Annotated in this window: 14 protein-coding genes; 7 read left to right on the plus strand and 7 right to left on the minus strand. The window is 71.8% G+C overall.

Features of this window, described 5'->3' with window-relative positions:
• Positions 1-3 precede the first annotated feature (3 nt).
• The 4 genes from AB0E78_RS01860 to rsmH are packed head-to-tail and all read right to left on the minus strand — an operon-like array spanning position 4 to position 5229.
• On the minus strand, positions 4-1656 hold the full coding sequence (locus tag AB0E78_RS01860) for a UDP-N-acetylmuramoyl-L-alanyl-D-glutamate--2,6-diaminopimelate ligase (protein ID WP_361826893.1): 1653 nt from the start codon (positions 1654-1656) through the stop codon (positions 4-6).
• 34 nt (positions 1657-1690) lie between these two features.
• Positions 1691-3658, minus strand: coding sequence for a penicillin-binding protein 2 (locus AB0E78_RS01865; RefSeq protein ID WP_361826895.1), 1968 nt, complete (start codon positions 3656-3658; stop codon positions 1691-1693).
• A 5-nt stretch (positions 3659-3663) separates the two neighbouring features.
• Positions 3664-4224 (minus strand): hypothetical protein, encoded by a 561-nt coding sequence (locus tag AB0E78_RS01870; protein ID WP_361826898.1) that lies wholly within the window; start codon positions 4222-4224, stop codon positions 3664-3666.
• A 48-nt stretch (positions 4225-4272) separates the two neighbouring features.
• On the minus strand, positions 4273-5229 hold the full coding sequence (gene rsmH, locus AB0E78_RS01875) for a 16S rRNA (cytosine(1402)-N(4))-methyltransferase RsmH (RefSeq protein ID WP_361826900.1): 957 nt from the start codon (positions 5227-5229) through the stop codon (positions 4273-4275).
• A 422-nt stretch (positions 5230-5651) separates the two neighbouring features.
• Between rsmH and AB0E78_RS01880 the strand changes: the two genes are divergently transcribed.
• From AB0E78_RS01880 to AB0E78_RS01895, 4 genes are all read left to right on the plus strand, one after another.
• Positions 5652-6209, plus strand: coding sequence for a carbonic anhydrase (locus tag AB0E78_RS01880; RefSeq protein ID WP_361826901.1), 558 nt, complete (start codon positions 5652-5654; stop codon positions 6207-6209).
• 227 nt (positions 6210-6436) lie between these two features.
• Positions 6437-7456 (plus strand): MoxR family ATPase, encoded by a 1020-nt coding sequence (locus AB0E78_RS01885; protein WP_361826904.1) that lies wholly within the window; start codon positions 6437-6439, stop codon positions 7454-7456.
• Complete coding sequence (locus AB0E78_RS01890; RefSeq protein WP_361826907.1) at positions 7456-8823, plus strand: DUF58 domain-containing protein; 1368 nt, start codon at positions 7456-7458, stop codon at positions 8821-8823. Before AB0E78_RS01885 ends, AB0E78_RS01890 begins: the two co-directional genes overlap by 1 nt.
• 73 nt (positions 8824-8896) lie before the next feature.
• Entirely contained in the window at positions 8897-11329 is a 2433-nt protein-coding gene (locus AB0E78_RS01895; RefSeq protein WP_361826910.1) for a DUF3488 and transglutaminase-like domain-containing protein, read from the plus strand.
• Between the two features lie 85 nt (positions 11330-11414).
• Here the strand turns inward: AB0E78_RS01895 and AB0E78_RS01900 are convergent, their stop codons facing one another.
• The 3 genes from AB0E78_RS01900 to AB0E78_RS01910 all read right to left on the minus strand — a co-directional run bounded on the left by AB0E78_RS01900 (position 11415) and on the right by AB0E78_RS01910 (position 13540).
• On the minus strand, positions 11415-11825 hold the full coding sequence (locus AB0E78_RS01900; RefSeq protein ID WP_361826913.1) for a DUF3040 domain-containing protein: 411 nt from the start codon (positions 11823-11825) through the stop codon (positions 11415-11417).
• 274 nt (positions 11826-12099) lie between these two features.
• Positions 12100-12876, minus strand: a complete 777-nt coding sequence (locus AB0E78_RS01905; protein WP_361826916.1) for a methyltransferase — start codon at positions 12874-12876, stop codon at positions 12100-12102.
• Between the two features lie 127 nt (positions 12877-13003).
• Positions 13004-13540 carry an SAV_6107 family HEPN domain-containing protein gene (locus tag AB0E78_RS01910; protein ID WP_361826919.1) on the minus strand — a complete coding sequence of 179 codons (537 nt, stop codon included), beginning with the start codon at positions 13538-13540 and terminating at the stop codon, positions 13004-13006.
• A gap of 161 nt (positions 13541-13701) precedes the next feature.
• On the opposite strand from AB0E78_RS01910, the gene AB0E78_RS01915 reads away from it, so the two are divergent.
• Genes AB0E78_RS01915 through AB0E78_RS01925 form a run of 3 tightly spaced genes read left to right on the plus strand, consistent with a single transcriptional unit; the run spans position 13702 to position 17241 of the window.
• Complete coding sequence (locus AB0E78_RS01915; RefSeq protein WP_361826922.1) at positions 13702-14517, plus strand: ATP-binding cassette domain-containing protein; 816 nt, start codon at positions 13702-13704, stop codon at positions 14515-14517.
• On the plus strand, positions 14489-16573 hold the full coding sequence (locus AB0E78_RS01920) for a YhgE/Pip domain-containing protein (RefSeq protein ID WP_361826925.1): 2085 nt from the start codon (positions 14489-14491) through the stop codon (positions 16571-16573). Before AB0E78_RS01915 ends, AB0E78_RS01920 begins: the two co-directional genes overlap by 29 nt.
• Before the next feature lie 50 nt (positions 16574-16623).
• The gene (locus AB0E78_RS01925) at positions 16624-17241 is read left to right on the plus strand and encodes a TetR/AcrR family transcriptional regulator (protein WP_361826928.1); all 618 of its coding nucleotides are present in this window, start codon (positions 16624-16626) and stop codon (positions 17239-17241) included.
• Positions 17242-17535: the final 294 nt, after the last annotated feature.

Consider the following 17535-nt stretch of genomic DNA (forward strand, 5'->3'; position numbering starts at 1 on the left):
GATTCATCCCTGGGTTTGCTGGATTGCTTCGCGAAGTACCTGGCGGTCGTCGAAGGGACGCACCACCCCGGCGATGTCCTGTCCCTGCTCGTGGCCCTTGCCCGCGACGAGCACCGTGTCGCCCGGCTGGGCCCGGGCGACGGCGGCGCGGATGGCGGCGGCACGGTCCTCGAACACGGCGACGTCGCCGCGCTCGTGGGACGGCACGTCGGCGGCGCCCGCGAGCATCGTGGCGAGGATCGCGAGGGGGTCCTCGCCGCGCGGGTTGTCGGAGGTCAGTACGGCGGTGTCGGCGAGCCTGGCCGCCGCGGCGCCCATCGGCATCCGCTTGGTCTTGTCCCGGTCGCCGCCGCAGCCGAGGACGATGTGCAGCTTGTTCTCGGTGACCTTGCGCAGGGCGCGCAGGACCGATTCGACGGCGTCCGTCTTGTGGGCGTAGTCGACGACCGCGAGGTAGGGCTGGCCCGCGTCGATGCGCTCCAGGCGGCCCGGCACACCGGCCACGGCGCCGATGCCGTCGGCGGCCTGCTGCGGGTCGATTCCCGCGACGGCCAGCGAGACGATCGCGGAGAGCGTGTTGGCGACGTTGAACGGCCCGGCCAGCGGGGACTTCGCGGTGATCCGCTCCCCCTGCGGGCCGACCGCGACGAACGTGGAGTCGAACGGCGTGACCTCGACGCCTTCCGCGCGCCAGTCGGCGTCGGGGTGGCCCTCGGCGGAGAAGGTCGTGACGGGGACCTCCGACTCGGTGATGAGCCGGCGCCCGTACTCGTCGTCGAAGTTGACCACTCCGACCTTGGAGCGCTGCTTGGTGAACAGCTGCGCCTTGGCCTGGAAGTAGTCCTCCATGCCGGAGTGGAACTCCATGTGCTCCGGGCTGAGGTTGTTGAAGACGGCGACGTCGAAGACGCAGCCGTCCACCCGGCCGAGCACGAGGGCGTGACTGGAGACCTCCATGGCGACGGCCTCGACGCCGCGTTCGCGCATCACCGCGAACAGCGCCTGGAGGTCGGTCGCCTCGGGGGTCGTACGTTCGGACTTGATCCGCTCGTCACCGATGCGCATCTCGACCGTGCCGATGAGGCCGGTCGACCGGACGCCCTTGAGACCGCCCTCGACGAGGTACGCCGTGGTGGTCTTGCCGGACGTGCCCGTGATGCCGATCTGCAGCAGATCGCGGCCCGGATGGCCGTACACGGTGGCGGCGAGCTCGCCCATGGAGCCGCGCGGATCGTCGACGACCAGGACCGGCAGGCCCGTGACGGCGGCGCGTTCGGCGCCCGTCGGGTCGGTGAGGATCGCGGCGGCGCCGAGGTCGGCCGCCTGAGCGACGAAGTCCGCGCCGTGCAGCCGGGCGCCGGGCAGGGCGGCGTAGATGTCACCGGGCCGGACCGCGCGGGAGTCGTGCGTGATGCCGCTGACCTCCCCCGCGCCCGGGGCGGCGACGCCCAGCTGATCGGCGATCCTGGCGAGCGGGGTCGCGGAGACCTGGACCGGCCGCGGCGGTCCCGGATATGTCACGGGAACGCCCTTCTGGGTGGTTTGGGACTGATCAGCGTGTGGCACGGCGGTGAGCGTACCGGGCGCACCCTGCTCAGGGCGAAGCGGGCGGTGTGGCGGGGGCTGGTTCCCCGGCCCCGGAGTGATCGTTGTCACGAGTACGTCCTGGTAGGGCTCAGTCTGGTGGGGCTCAGGGTTCGAAGGAGACGGGCAGCCGGGCCGGGCCCTTGCCGGTGGGCGGGACCTGGAGCGTCTTGAGGGCGAACTGCATGACTTCCTTGTAGATGGGACCGCAGATCTGGCCGCCGAAGTAGCTGCCCTTGGTGGCGTTCTGGATCGCGCAGTAGACGGTGACGCGCGGCTTGTCGGCGGGCGCGAACCCGGCGAACGACGAGGTGTAGCCCTTGTACCTGCCGGTCTCCGGGTCGACCCGGTTGGCCGTACCGGTCTTGCCGGCGACGCGGTAGCCGCGGATGCGGGCCTTGGTGCCCGTGCCCTCTTCGTCGTCGACGACCGACTCCAGCATCTGCGACACCGTCTTGGCGGTCTTCGCGCTCACCACGCGGGTCTTCTTGGGCTTGGGCGCGGGCGTGAAGCGGCCGTCGGGGCCCTTCGTGCCGCGCACCAGCGTGGGCTCGATGCGTACGCCGTCGTTGGCGATGGTCGAGTAGACGGAGGCCGCCTGCATGGCGTTGATCGAGAAGCCCTGGCCGAATGGGATCGTGTACTGCTGCGAAGTCGACCACTTGTCGGCGGGCGCGAAGAGGCCGGACGTCTCGCCGGGGAAGCCGAGCCCGGTCTCCTTGCCGATGCCGAACTTCCGCAGGTACGAGTAGAGCGACCGGTTGGCCTCCCGCTGGGTCTTGCCCAGCTCGCCGGTGGCCAGGATCGTGCCGATGTTGCTCGACTTGGCGAGCACGCCGCTGAGCGTGAGGTGCCAGGTCGGGTGGTCGATGTCGTCCTTGAAGAGCCGGTCGCCGCGGTGCAGCCGGTTGGGCACCGTCACGTGGGTGGCGGGCGTGGCCGCGTTCTCCTCCAGGACGGCGGCCATCGACATGACCTTGGCGGTCGAGCCGGGCTCGAAGGCGTCCTGGAGCGAGGCGTTGCCCAGCGCCGTCCCGTCGGCCTGCGAGAGGTCGTTCGGGTCGAAGCCGGGGGCGTTGGCCATCGCGAGGATCTCGCCGGTCTTGTTGTCCTGCACTATCACGTAGCCGCGGTCCGCCCTGGACTTCTCCACCTGCTCGGTGATGGCGTTCTGCGCGGCCCACTGGATGTCGCGGTCGATGGTGAGCTCGACGTCGGAGCCGGGCACGGCGGGCGTCTCCGTGCTGCCCGCGGTGGGCACCTGGTGGCCGCCGGACTGGGCGTACCTGATCTTGCCGTCCTTGCCCGCGAGCTCCTTGTTGAGCTGCTGCTCCAGGCCGCCCGCGCCCTTGCCCTCGGCGTTGACCCAGCCCAGTATCCCGGCGCCCAGGTCGTCGTTCGGGTACACGCGCTTGCTGCTGGGGTCCTGGAAGACGCCCGCCAGGACGTTGGCGCTCTTCTTGTCGGTGCGCGCCTTGTCGGCGAGCGCGCCGCGCAGGTCCTTGATCTGCTTCCAGACCTGCGGGGTCTGCCGGCGGGCGAGCAGGACGTAGCGGGTCTTGGGGGTCTTGAGCTGCTCGGTGAGCCGGTCGACGTCCTTGTCGAGGATCGGTGCGAGGAGCGCGGCGGCCTGCTCGGCTCCGTCCTTGATACCCATCTCCTTCGCGGTGAACATCGTGGGGTCGGCCGTGATGTCGTACGCGTCCACGCTGGCGGCGAGTTCGACACCGCTGCGGTCCGTGATGCCGCCGCGCTCGGCGGTCAGGACATGGCTGAAGTAGCGGTTCTTCTCGGCCTTGGTGGTGTACACGCTCGCGTCGACCGCCTGCACCTGCAGGAGGCGTACGACGAAGGCCAGCATCACCAGGGTCAGACCGAGGCTCACCATGCGAAGGCGGGGCCGCGGGCTGCCCAGCCGGATGGTGCGGGCCTGCTGCTTGGGGGCGGCGGGGCGCGGGCGGCGGGCGGCGGGGCGTGACCCGCCGCCCGGGCGGCGCTGTTCGCCGGGGCGGGCGGGGCGCGAGGGCCGCGCGGGACCCGGGACCCTGCGTCGCGGGGGTTGGCGGTCCGTCACTTACGTCACCTGCCGGAGGTCGTGGGGCCGGGCGTCGCGGGGAGGTCGGGCGTGGGCGGGGCGTCCGGGGCCGGGGCGGAGGGCGCCGGAGACGCCGGGAGCGCCTGGGGCGGTGAGGGCGAGGGCTCCACCGGGATCGAGACCGAGGGTGCCGGGGACGCCACCTCCTGCGGGCGCGGCTCGGGCTGCAGCGCGGAGGACTGCTCGGCGGCCCCGGGAACGCCGCGCACGGTGCCGTCCGGGTTCAGGAAGGCCGGGTCGCCGCCCGGCACCATGCCGAGCTCACGGGCGCGTTGCTGGAGGGCGTCGGGGGCGGCGTAGGCGTCCACGTCCCGCTGGAGCTCCTGCTCCTGGTCCGTGAGCTCCGTCGTCTCCTTCTTCAGCTCGCTCAGCTGGAACGAGCCTTCGTTGAGCGAGGAGTTCAGGATGAGCAGCGTGATCAGGCCACCGCCGAGCAACAGCACGACGAGCAGCACGAACGGCGTGCGCGCGGCCTGGCTCGGCCCCGACGGCAGCAGCCGCGCGAGGCGGGCTGCCCTCCCCCGCAGCTCGGGCTTCTTGCTCATGGGGCCTCCTCAGGGACGCCGTTCACGGGTCCTCCCGGCGGGCGCGCTTCACGGGGTCTCCTCGCGGATGCGCTGCGCACCCCGCAGCCGTGCCGGGGCCGCCCGGCGGTTCTCGGCGATCTCTTCCTCGGTGGGGAGTTCGGCGCCGCGCGTGAGCAGCTTGAGCCGGGGCTGGTAGCGCTCGGGGACGATGGGCAGGCCGGGGGGCGCGGTCGTGGCGGCGCCGGCCGCGAACACCTGCTTGACCAGCCGGTCCTCGAGCGAGTGGTACGACAGGACGGCGATGCGGCCGTCGACGGCGAGCGTCTTCACGGCCGCCGGGATGGCCGCCTCCAGGACGCTCAGCTCGCCGTTGACCTCGATGCGCAGGGCCTGGAAGGTGCGCTTGGCGGGGTTGCCGCCGGTGCGCTTGGCGGCCTGCGGCAGGGAGTCGCGGATCAGCTCGACGAGCCGCGCGCTGTTGCTGAACGGCTCCTTCTCGCGCTCGCGCACGACGGCGCCCACGATCCGCTTGGCCTGCTTCTCCTCGCCGTACTGGCGCAGGATCCGCACCAGTTCGCCCGGTGCGTACGTGTTGAGGACCTCGGCGGCGCTGACGCCGGTCGTCTGGTCCATGCGCATGTCGAGGGGCGCGTCCTGTGCGTAGGCGAAGCCCCGGTCCGCCTCGTCGAGTTGCATCGAGGAGACGCCGAGGTCGAACAGGACGCCCTGGACCTTCGCGATGCCCAGCCGGTCGAGCACCTCGGGCAGTTCGTCGTAGACCGCGTGCACAAGCTCGGCCCGGTCACCGAAAGGCGCGAGGCGCTCCCCGGAGAGCCGCAGCGCTTCCTTGTCGCGGTCGAGGCCGATGAGGCGGGCCGACGGGAAGGTGGACAGCAGGGCCTCGCTGTGGCCGCCGAGTCCGAGGGTGCAGTCGACGACGACCGCGCCCGGCTGGGCGAGCGCGGGGGCCAACAGGTCCAGGCATCGCTGGAGCATCACCGGGACGTGTCGGGTCTGGCTCAAAGGGCCCTCTCAGATCCGGCGCGGCGAGACGTGCGCACGGCCGGGTCCCCGCCCGCTCGGGAAGGGGAACGGCCTGCTGGCGCCGGGGAAGTGGCGTCAGCCGACCGGGAGCGGGAGGAGGCCGAGCCGTGCGTACGCGCCGCGCACGCGGGGGGATTCAGGGAATCCCCGGTGTGAACAGTCCAGCGGGGAGCAGGTCACGGCCCTCCCACTTCGCGTCACTTTAGTCCACCGTGTCGCCCGGTCAATCAACTGGCCTGCGCGTCGCGGACCGGTCGTGGACGAGCCGCAAAACGCGCCTCGTCACCCGTTCGGGGGTAGCCGTCGCATCCCTGTGGGTTAGCTCACAACAAGACTCATTGACGTTCTTTGTCCCTTCTCACAGCGGGCCCGAGCGATCAGCGCCGACTACCGTCATAGTCATGTCGACTTCCGCATCCCCTACGGGCCGCTTTCCCGCAGAGCCGAGCGGTGACATAGCCGCCGGCACCGTCACGGACCGTCTCGTCGAGGCGAACCAGACGTACGCCTCCGGCTTCACCGATCCTGGCATGGACGCCCGTCCCGTCCTCGGCGTGGCCGTCGTCGCGTGCATGGACGCCCGCATCGACCTCCACGACGCGCTCGGCCTCGAACTGGGCGACTGCCACACGATCCGCAACGCGGGCGGCGTGGTCACCGACGACGTCATCCGCTCCCTGACCATCAGCCAGCGCGCCCTCGGCACGCGCAGTGTCGTACTGATCCACCACACCAGCTGTGGCCTGGAGAGCCTCACCGAGGAGTTCCGGCACGAGCTGGAGCTCGAGGTCGGCCAGCGGCCCTCCTGGGCGGTGGAGGCCTTCCGCGACGTCGATCAGGACGTGCGGCAGTCGATGCAGCGGGTGCGGACCTCGCCGTTCCTCCTGCACACCGACGACGTGCGGGGATTCGTCTTCGACGTGACCACGGGTCTTTTGCGGGAGATCGACCCTGCGTGACGGGCTCCGGACCGGACCTTTCCTGACCGGCGTGGCTACCAAAAGGCCGTAAGACCCGACATATCGCCGCCAGTTATCCGCGGGCGAGTGACACAACCCGGTATGCCCAACAAGAATGCGGGGTGGGGCACCACGCTGAACGATTCGTGCGTGGTGTCCGTGATTCGGGGTGGGCCGGGCCGCACACACATGCGTCGGCCCGGGAGAACGTGTCCGAGGAGGGCCGGGTGACGACCTATGACGATCGAGCGAGCCTCACAGATCTGACCGCCACAGCGGAGCGTGTCCGCAGGTCGGTCGAGGGTGTGATCGAGGGCAAGCCAGAGGTCGTACGGCTTTCGCTGACCGTGCTCCTCGCCGAGGGGCACCTGCTGATCGAAGATGTACCGGGCGTGGGCAAGACCATGCTCGCCAAGGCGCTGGCGCGGTCCATCGACTGCTCCGTGCGGCGCATCCAGTTCACGCCCGACCTGCTGCCGTCGGACATCACTGGTGTGTCCATCTTCGACCAGCAGCGCCGGGACTTCGAGTTCAAGCCCGGCGCGATCTTCGCGCAGATCGTGATCGGCGACGAGATCAACCGCGCGTCCCCGAAGACGCAGTCCGCGCTCCTGGAGTCCATGGAGGAGCGCCAGGTCACCATCGACGGGCAGACGTACGAACTGCCGAGCCCCTTCATGGTGGTGGCGACGCAGAACCCCGTCGAGATGGAGGGGACGTATCCCCTGCCCGAGGCGCAGCGCGACCGTTTCATGGCGCGCGTCTCGATCGGCTATCCGAACCCGGAGGCCGAACTGCAGATGCTGGACGTGCACGGAGGCGCCTCGCCGCTGGACGACCTCCAGCCGGTGGCGCACGCGCACGACATCGTGAAGCTCGTCGACGCGGTCCGCACGGTCCACGTCGCCGACTCCGTACGGCGGTACGCCGTGGACCTGGTCGGGGCGACCCGCAACCACCCGGACCTGAGACTCGGGGCGTCGCCGCGCGCGACGCTGCACCTGCTGCGGGCGGCCAAGGCCTCCGCGGCCCTCAGCGGCCGGGAGTTCGCCCTGCCGGACGACGTCCAGGCGCTGGCCGTGGCGGTGCTCGCGCACCGGCTGCTGCCCACGGCCCAGGCCCAGTTGAACCGGCGTACGGCCGAATCGGTCGTCCTGGAGATCCTCCAGCGCACGCCCGTCCCTGCCGCCGCCCAGCCGAACAGCGGTTACTTCAACCAGCAGCCGCCCGGCGCACGGAGGCTGTGATGGCGGCCGGGGGGCCGCAGCCGGCGCAGGCCGAGGAGGGCAAGGGCGGACCGCGGACCGCGCTCGCGGGTCTGACCACGCGCGGGCGTTCGTTCCTCGCGGCCGGCATCGCCGCCGCCATCTGCGCGTACGTCCTGGGGCAGAGCGATCTGCTCCGGGTCGGGCTGCTGCTCGCCGTCCTTCCGCTGGTGTGCGCGACGGTGCTCTACCGCACCCGCTACCGCGTCGCGGGCAGCCGAAGGCTCTCCCCCGCGCGCGTGCCCGCCAGTTCGGAGGCCCGCGTCCACCTGCGGATGGACAACGTCTCGCGACTGCCCACGGGCCTCCTGATGCTCCAGGACCGGGTGCCCTACGTCCTGGGGCCGCGGCCCCGGTTCGTGCTCGACCGGGTGGAGGCGGGGGGCCGCCGTGAGGTCTCCTACCGCGTCCGCTCGGACCTGCGGGGGCGCTATCCGCTGGGCCCGCTGCAACTGCGCCTGACGGACCCGTTCGGGATGTGCGAACTGACCCGCTCCTTCTCGACGTACGACACCCTGACGGTCATCCCGCGGGTGGAGGCGCTGCCGCCGGTGCGCCTCACCGGTGAGGCCAAGGGGTACGGCGACGGGCGCAACCGTTCGCTGGCCCTCGCGGGCGAGGACGACGTGATCCCCAGGGGCTACCGCCACGGCGACGACCTGCGCCGCGTCCACTGGCGCTCCACGGCCCGCTACGGCGAGCTGATGGTGCGCCGCGAGGAGCAGCCGCAGCGGGCCCGCTGCACGGTGCTCCTGGACACCCGGGCGCACGCCTTCCGGGGCGCGGGGCCCGAATCGGCCTTCGAGTGGGCGGTGTCGGGCACGGCGTCCGCCCTGGTGCACATGCTCGAACGGGGCTTCTCGGTAAGGCTGCTGACCGACACCGGGAACTCCGTGCCCGGCGAGGGCTCGGACGGCTTCGCGGGCGCGAGCCAGGAGTCGGCGGACGCGGCGGGGCTGATGATGGACACCCTCGCGGTGATCGACCACTCGGACGGCGCGGGGCTCTCCCTCGCGTACGACGTGCTGCGCGGGGGCAACGAAGGCCTGCTGATCGCCTTCCTCGGCGACCTCGACGAGGAGCAGGCGACGGTGGCCGCCAAGATGCGGCAGCGCAGCGGCGCGGCGGTCGCCTTCGTCCTGGACAGCACGGCCTGGGCGCAGGGCGCGGGCGGCGCTCCCGCGGGCGCCGGGGACGAGCGGGTCCGGATGCTGCGCCAGGCGGGCTGGACGGCCGTGGCGGTGCCTCCCGGGGTCGCCCTGGTGGACCTGTGGCGCCAGGCGGACCATCTGCGGGCCAGCACGGGCCCGGCCCCCACCGCGGGGACGACCACCGGCGGCTGGGGATGAACCGGGACCGGGGACCGCGGGCGAGCGGCTGCCCGTCCGGCAGGACCACACGCACGACAACAGGGGGACGTTCATGAGTGGGCGCGCGCGACTCGCGCTCTGTGCCACGGCGGCGACGCTGATGGCATCCGGGGCGCTGCTGCCGCTCGTCGATCCGGCGACGTGGTTCGTCCAGGCGGCGATCCTGCTCGCGCTGCAGAGCGGCGTGGGCGCGCTCACCCGGCGGGTGCCGCTGGCCCGGCCGGTCACGGTCGCGGTGCAGGCCCTGGTGACGCTGCTGCTCCTGACGCTGGTGTTCGCCCGTGAGCAGGCGATCGGCGGGGTGCTTCCGGGCCCGGACGTGTTCCGGGAGTTCGGGCTGCTCCTCCAGGCGGGCGGCAACGACGTCGGGCAGTACGCGATTCCGGCGCCGCTCAGTGACGGCATCCGGCTGATGCTGGTCGGCGGCGTCCTGGTGATCGGCCTCGCGGTGGACGCCCTCGCGGTGACGTTCCGTACGGCGGCGCCCGCGGGTCTGCCGCTGCTCGCGCTGTACTCGGTCGCCGCCGGGCTCTCCGGGAACGGGGCCGGATGGCTGTGGTTCCTGCTCGCGGCGGCCGGATATCTGCTGCTGCTCCTCGCGGAGGGCCGCGACCGGCTCTCCCAGTGGGGGCGCGTCTTCGGGGGCGCGGCACGCGCGCCGGGGCGGATCTCCGGCGGCCTGGAGACCGACAGCGGCGCGATCGCGCCGGTCCGCACGGGACGGCGCATCGGCGCGGTGGCCCTGGGCATCGCCCTGGTGGTGCCGCTCGCGCTGCCCGCCCTTGACGGCGGGCTCCTGGACGGTTCCGGTGGCGCCGGAGGCTCGGGTTCCGGCGGTGGCGGCACGATCTCCGCGGTGAATCCGCTGGTCGCGCTCCAGGACAGCCTGAACGAACCGGACGACCGCGAGGTCATCTCGTACAAGACGAACGCCAAGCAGACCGACAACCTCTATCTGCGGATCGTCTCCCTCGACCAGTTCGACGGCACGACGTGGAAGACCACCGTCCGCAGCATCGAGGACGTGCCGCCGCGCCTGGAGGACCCGCCGGGGCTCTACCCGGACGTCCGCAGGAGCGAGATCCAGACGAACATCTCGGCCGCCGACAAGTACGCGCAGAACTGGCTGCCGATGCCCTACCCGGCCAGCGAGGTGAAGATCAGCGGCCGCTGGCGGTACGAGCCGGTGGGGCGCGCCCTGGTGGGTGACCGCGGTCAGACGACGAGCGGCGCGCAGTACGAGGTCAAGAGCCTCATCGTGGAGCCCACGGCCGAGCAGCTGGCCAACGCCGCCGAGCCGCCCAAGCAGATCGCGCAAGAGTTCACCAAGGTGCCCGACGCCTTGCCGTCCGTGGTGGCCTCCGAGGCCCGCCGCATCACCAAGGGCACGGCGAACGACTACGAGAAGGCGGTCAAGCTCCAGGACTGGTTCGCCTCGGAGGGCGGCTTCACGTACAACACGCAGGTGCGCGCGGGCAGCGGCCCGGCGGCGATCGCCCGCTTCCTGGAGCAGAAGGAGGGCTTCTGCGTCCACTTCTCCTTCGCGATGGCCTCGATGGCGCGGACGCTGGGCATCCCGGCGCGCGTCGCGGTCGGCTTCACTCCCGGTGCCGCGCAGGGGGACGGTTCGATGTCGGTCGGGCTGCGGGACGCGCACGCCTGGCCCGAGCTGTACTTCGAGGGCGTGGGCTGGACCCGCTTCGAGCCGACCCCGAACCGCGGCACGGTGCCGGACTACACCCGCCCGGACACCCCGTCCGACGGCGCGAGCGACCCGGCGGCGCCCGAGGCCAGCGCGTCGGCGGCGCCCTCCGACGAGCCCTCGGCCTCCGCGAGCTGCCCGACCGACCAGCAGAAGCAGGGCGGCTGCGCGAGCACGGCCCCGGCGATCGCGGGCGGCTCGGGCGGCGACGGACCGCCGATCGGCATGATCGTGGCCGTGGCCCTGGGAGCGCTGGTGGTCCTCGGCCTGCCCCTGCTGCCGATGCTGTGGCGCAAGCGGATCCGTGCGGTGCGGCTTGGCTCGACGGGGCGCACGGAGGCGGACGCGGCCTCGCGGACTCTCGCCGCCTGGCTGGAGGTGACCGATACGGCCTGGGACCACGGGATCGCGCCGGACGAGTCGCAGACGCCGCGCAAGGCCGCGGCCCGGATCGTGCGCGTCGGACAGCTCACCGCGGCACCCGCGGAGTCCGTCCATCGCCTGGCCGCCGCGGTCGAACAGGTGCTCTACGCCCCACGGCCGCAGCCGACGGCGGGCCTGGCCGACGACGTGCGCCGCGTGTCCGACGGTCTGGGGGCCACGGCGAGCCGCCCGGCCCGGCTGCGGGCGACACTCGCCCCGCGTTCGGCCGCACGGGTGGTGTGGGCGGTCTCGGACCGCTGGACGGCGGTCAAGGCCGGATGGTCCGAGCGGATCGCCAGGCGGTGGGCGGCACTGCGGAGGCCGTCACAGCCTTCGCAGCCGTCGCAGCAGGAGGGCTGAGCACAGCACGAGGGCTGAGCATGCGTAAGGGGTGACCGCCTGGGCGGTCACCCCTTACGCACTACGCACAGCATGCTGAGAAAACTTATTGGCCCTGTTCGTCGCGGCGGCGCTGCCACCGCTGCTCGATCCGGTCCATCATCGACCGACGCTGCCTGGTCTGCCGACGGGCCGGGGCGCCGCCCGGTGCCGTGGGCGTGCCGGCGGCCGGCTGTTCACCTGGCTTGGGCGCTTTGCGCCATCCGGTGACGGCGAGCACCGCACATCCCAGCATGACGAGGAATCCCACCACGCTCACCCAAATCTGCTGGGCGACCATTCCGGCCATGAGAAGGGCAATGCCCACAAGGAAGCCCGCGACCGCTTGGTAGACCCGTCGCCGGGTGTACGTACGCAGCCCGCTTCCCTCGAGCGCTGTCGCGAACTTGGGATCTTCGGCGTACAGCGCTCGCTCCATTTGCTCGAGCATGCGCTGCTCGTGCTCCGAGAGCGGCACGGAGTCCTCCTCATCGTGCAGTCGCCGGGGCGACCGGGGGTCCCCTTCAGGATAGGCAGGGAATCGCCCCCGTGAAACCCGCCCCTCTGCGCCAACTTCGCCAAACCGGACCACCCTGCCGCTCCGGCTCGCTGAAGCGTGCATTCCCCAGCGGCCGGTCCGGCATGCCGGACGGTCTGCCTCGATCATACGGCGCCCATAGCCCGTTCGGGGGGTGTGTGCCGTACTCCATGTGCGGCTGCGTCGCTGATCAGCGGGGCGGCCGTGCCGGAGATCAGCCCTCGTCGGCATCCCGGGTCTCACCGAGCACATGCAGCTGGGTGGCCACGGAGTGGAAGGCGGCGAGCTCGGCGGCGGCCGCCTCCAGCTTCAGGAGGGCCTCCATCGCGCCGGGTTCGGTGTCCACCAGGACCCCCGGAACCAGGTCGGCGAAGACCCGCACGCCGTGCACGGCGTCGACCCTGACGCCCGCGCCCTCGACCAGCTCGGTGAGCTGGTCGGCGGTGAAGCGCCGGGGCACGGGGTCGCCGTCGCCCCAGCGTCCGGCCGGGTCCGCGAGTGCCTGCCTGGCCTCGGTGAAGTGCCCGGCGAGCGCCCTGGCGAGCACGGCTCCGCCGAGGCCCGCGGCGAGCAGGCTGAGGGTGCCGGAGGGGCGCAGCGCGCCGACCGCGTTGCGCACGCCCTCGGCGGGGTCGTCCACGTACTCCAGGACGCCGTGGCACAGGACCGCGTCGAACCCGGCGCGCTCCACGACGTCGAAGAGGCCGTGTACGTCGCCCTGGACGCCGCGCACCCGGTCGGCGACGCCCGCCTCGGCGGCCCGGCGCTCGAGCGCGAAGAGGGCGTTCGGGCTGGGGTCGACGACGGTGACGCGATGGCCGAGGCGGGCGACGGGCACGGCGAAGTTTCCGCTGCCGCCTCCGGTGTCGAGCACGTCGAGGGAGTGGGACTCCCGGCCCGTGGCCTTGACCCGGCGGTCGAGAGCGTCCTTGAGGACCTCCCAGACCACGGCGGTACGGAGAGAAGCGCGGGGGCGCATCGGGTCCGACACGGCAGTTGACTCCTCGGCGCGTCCACCGCACGTCCGCGGCGGAGCTAGGGGGTTCCCTCCGCCTGCTGTTGCGGCAGTCAGGAGGGTGCGGGCGCTCCCACCCTATTGCCTTCTGACGGGTGCCCCGTCACCCGTCTCGGCTCGCGTCCGGCGGCTCCTGCCTGGGCTGGGGCAGCACGGGCTGCAGCACCAGCATCCGCTCGACGAGGCGTAAGAACATCCCCACGTCACGCAGCAGGTCGTCCGCGTCCCGGACGGTGGCCGCGCCCTGTATGCCCGCCTCCGCGCGGGCCCTGCGCGCCGCGCCGGAGGCGAACAGGGCGCTCCACTCGGTCAGTTCGGGGGCTATCTCGGGGAGCACTTCCCAGGCGCTCCGGATCCGCTGCCTGCGTCGCGGGGTCGCCTCGGGACGGCCGCGGGCGGCGAGGACCGCGGCGGCGGTGCGCAGGGCGGCGAGGTGGGCCGTGGCATAGCGCTCGTTCGGAGTCTCCAGGTGCGCGGCCTCGTCGATGCCGGCGCGGGCCTGGGCGAGCAGTTCGAGAGCGGCGGGCGGAGCCGTGGCCCGGCGCAGGACGGGGTGGACGTCGCTTGCGGGGCCGGTGGTCGAGGGGGCGGGGCCGACGGGGCGGTGCCGACGTGCGGCTGCTGCGGAAGTGCTGGCCATGACGAACCTCCTGTCGTCGCGTAACGGCTATGTGGCCGTATGTGCACATCGTGTAGTACGCCACTGACAATCGGCCCTGACCTGCGGCTTTGCCCCGATCGCCGGTTCGCGTTAGTTTTTGCACTGACCAGTCAGTTCAAAAGAAGACGCGAGGGGGAACTGTGGACGGGCCGAACGACGGCACGCGGGGAGCCGCCGTCACAGCACGGGGTTTCGGGCTCAAGGGACCGCGGGGCTGGGCGTTCCGCGAGGTCGGGGTCGAGGCCGGACCCGGGTCGCTGATCGCGATCCAGGGGGCTTCGGGGTCGGGACGGACCTGTCTGCTGCTCGCGCTCACCGGGCGGATGCGCCCCACGGAGGGCGAGGCCTCGGTGGGGCGCTTCCGGCTGCCCAAGCAGCTCGCGGCGGTCCGCAGGATCAGCGCGCTCGGGCCCGTGCCCGGCGTGACGGATCTCGATCCGGCGCTGACCGTCGCCGAGCATCTGCACGAACGGGCACTTCTGGAGCGGCGGTTCGGCGGCTCGCTGCGCACTCTGCTGAGGCCGCGCGCCGAGCGGGCGAACGAGGCACGGCTGCGGATCGACACGGCGCTGGCCGCCGCGGGGCTCGACATGGAGGCGCTGCCCAAGGGGCGGCGGACCTCCGTACGCGATCTGGAGCGCCTCGAGGTGCTGCGGCTCTCCATCGCCCTGGCCCTGATCGGGCGGCCCCGGCTCCTTGGCGTCGACGACGTCGACCTCAAGCTGTCGGACGCCGAACGGCGCGAGGCCTGGGCCCTCTTGAAGTCCATCGCGGAGAGCGGCACCACTGTCGTCGCCGTGTGCGACGAAGCACCCGATGAGTCGCTCGACGCGATCGCCGTGTACACGGACAAGCGCGACTCCGGCGACGGCAACATCAGTGACGACGGCAACGACACCGGCAACGACGACGACAAGGAGACGGCCGATGCGCTCGCCGAAGCTCGCCGCGCTTGAGCTCAGGCGCTTCGGCAGGGGGAAGCTGCCGCGCGCGGCACTCGCCGCGCTCCTGCTGCTGCCCCTGCTGTACGGCGCGCTGTACCTCTGCTCGTTCTGGGACCCGTACGGCCGTCTCGACCGCATACCCGTGGCGCTCGTCAATGACGACAAGGGGGCCACGGCCGCGGGCAAGAAGCTCGCGGTGGGCGACGGCATCGTCGACGGTCTCCAGGACAGCAAGACCTTCGACTGGCACGAGGTGAGTTCCGCCGAGGCGCACAAGGGCGTCGAGGACGGGACGTACTACCTGTCCCTGACGATGCCGTCCGACTTCAGCAAGCGCGTCGCGTCGAGTTCGGGCGACTCCCCGGAGACCAGCGCCCTGCAGGTCCGCACGAACGACGCCAACAACTACATCGTCGGGCAGATCTCCCGGACGGTCTTCTCCGAGGTACGCACCGCGGCCTCCACCAAGGCCTCGCGCTCCTTCCTCGACAAGATCTTCATCTCGTTCTCCGACATCCACGGGGCGACCGAGAAGGCCGCCAAGGGGGCCGACAAGCTCGACAGCGGCATCGGTGAGGCCAAGAAGGGCACCAAGAAGCTCGCGACCGGTCTCCAGGACGCCAAGAAGGGCAGCAGCGACCTGGCCGGGGGCATCAAGAAGCTCGACAAGGGCGCCGGTGACCTCCAGGACGGTTCGAAGAAGGTCTCGGACGGCACCCAGAAGCTGGCCGACAAGGTCAACGGCACCGCGGACCAGGTGCGGCCCTTCCTGAAGGACAACGGCAAGACCATCGGGGACACGGCCACGCTCGTCGCCGACTCCTCCAAGGCGCTGCGCCACAACCTGGACACCTGGGTCAAGCTCGCACCCGTGGCGGCCGACGGCGCCAAGAAGGGCTCCGAGACCATCGGCGGCCTCTACACGGAGCGCTGCGTGGACCTCCCGGTGCCCGACCCGTTCTGCCCGAAGCTCAAGGAGGCCAAGACGGCCGCCGAGAACGTGTCGACGATCGCGGACGACATGAACACCGTCGTCAAGGACCAGAACAGCGACGTCAAGAAGCTCAAGAAGAACCTCACCACGCTGGAGACGAAGTCGAGGGCGCTCGCCGAACGCGCACCGCACCTCAACGAGGACCTGAACACGGCCGTCACCCAGATCAACGACCTCAACGCGGGCGCGGGGAAGGTCGCCAAGGGCGCCAAGAAGCTGCACACGGGCCTCGGCACCGCCAAGACCGGCGCCGACGACCTCGACACGGGCATCGGCAAGCTCGAGACGGGCGCGACCGACCTCAAGGGCGGCATGTTCAAGCTGGCCGACGGCTCCGGGAAGCTGTCCGGCGGGCTGCACGACGGCGTCAAGAAGATCCCCGACTACGGCAAGAAGGACCGCGACCAGCGCACCGACGTCATGGCCGACCCGGTGCAGCTCGCCTCCCAGTCGATGCACAAGGCGCCCAACTACGGCACCGGTTTCGCCCCGTACTTCATCCCGCTGTCCCTGTGGGTCGGCGCGATGGTGGCGTACATGCTGATCCAGCCGCTCAACCGGCGCGCGCTCGCCGCGGGCGCCTCCGCCTGGCGCATCGCGTTCGCGGGCTGGCTGCCGGTCGCAGCGCTCGGCGTGCTCCAGACGGCGGCCCTGATGTCGGTCCTGCACTGGGGCCTGGGCCTGCAGATGGCGCGGGCCGCCGGGACGGTGGGCTTCCTCTGCCTGGTGACGTGCTGCTTCGCGGCGATCGTCCAGTGGCTGAACGCACGCTTCGGAGCGGCCGGGCGGATCCTCGTCCTCGCGGCCCTGATGCTCCAGCTGACCTCGGCCGGCGGCACGTACCCCGTACAGACGAGTCCGTCCTTCTTCGGCGCGATCCACCCCTTCTTGCCGATGAGTTACGTCGTCGACGCCCTCCGTAGGCTCATCACGGGCGGCGGGCTCGGCCCCGTCTGGCAGGCGTGCGTGGTGCTCACGGCCTTCACGGCGGGCGCCCTGGCACTCACCGCGCTCTCCGCGCGCCGCAAGCAGGTGTGGACCCTGGACCGTCTGCACCCGGAACTGAGCCTGTGAGACCCCCGACCGCGCCTGTACGGGCGCCGAGACCTGTGAGAATCGGGCCCATGGACAGCAGCGCAACCAGCACCCGGCGTGAGGCCACCCGGCAGAAGCTCTACGAAGCGGCCGTCACCCTCATCGCGGAGCAGGGCTTCTCGGCCACGACGGTCGACGAGATCGCCGAGCGGGCCGGGGTCGCGAAGGGCACGGTCTACTACAACTTCGCGAGCAAGTCGGTCCTCTTCGAAGAGCTGCTGCGGCACGGCGTCGGCCTGCTCACCGCCTCCTTGAAGGAGGCGTCCGAGAAGACGGCGGGGAGCGGCGGCAGCCAGGTCGACGCGCTGGACGCGATGATCCGGGCGGGCCTGGTCTTCATCGACCGCTATCCGGCCTTCACCCAGCTGTACGTCGCCGAGCTGTGGCGCACCAACCGCGCCTGGCAGTCCACCCTGATGGTGGTCAGGCAGCAGGCGGTCGCCGTCGTCGAGGACGTCCTGCGCGCGGGCGTCGAGAACGGCGAGCTCAGCGAGGAGATCGACATCCCTCTGACAGCCGCCGCGCTCGTCGGGATGGTCCTGGTGGCGGCCCTCGACTGGCAGGCCTTCCAGCCGGAGCGCTCCCTCGACGACGTGCACTCGGCGCTGTCGCGACTGCTCCAGGGCCGGGTGAGCGGCGGGCGCTGAGTCGTCCCCCAACGGTGCATCACAAAGGCGCCGGCCCGGTGCCACCTGATCTCCAGGTGGCACCGGGCCGGCGCTTCTTGCGTTCCCCCGTGGTCCCCCGTTCGGCCCCTCGGGGTGGTCATCCCCCGAGGCACCGCCCGTCTCCCCGCGCCTCACTCCCACCTTCGACGGGTGGGAGGAGCGGCCAAGTGCGCCGCGCCGTTCCGCCGCCCCGTGTCGGCGGTACGGGCGCTGCGCCCTTCTCCGTGCCCCTCACTCTTCCGTCTTCGCAGGTCGGGACCCATCCGCGCTGAT

This window comes from Streptomyces sp. NPDC032198 (genome assembly GCF_040636975.1).
Classification (GTDB): domain Bacteria; phylum Actinomycetota; class Actinomycetes; order Streptomycetales; family Streptomycetaceae; genus Streptomyces.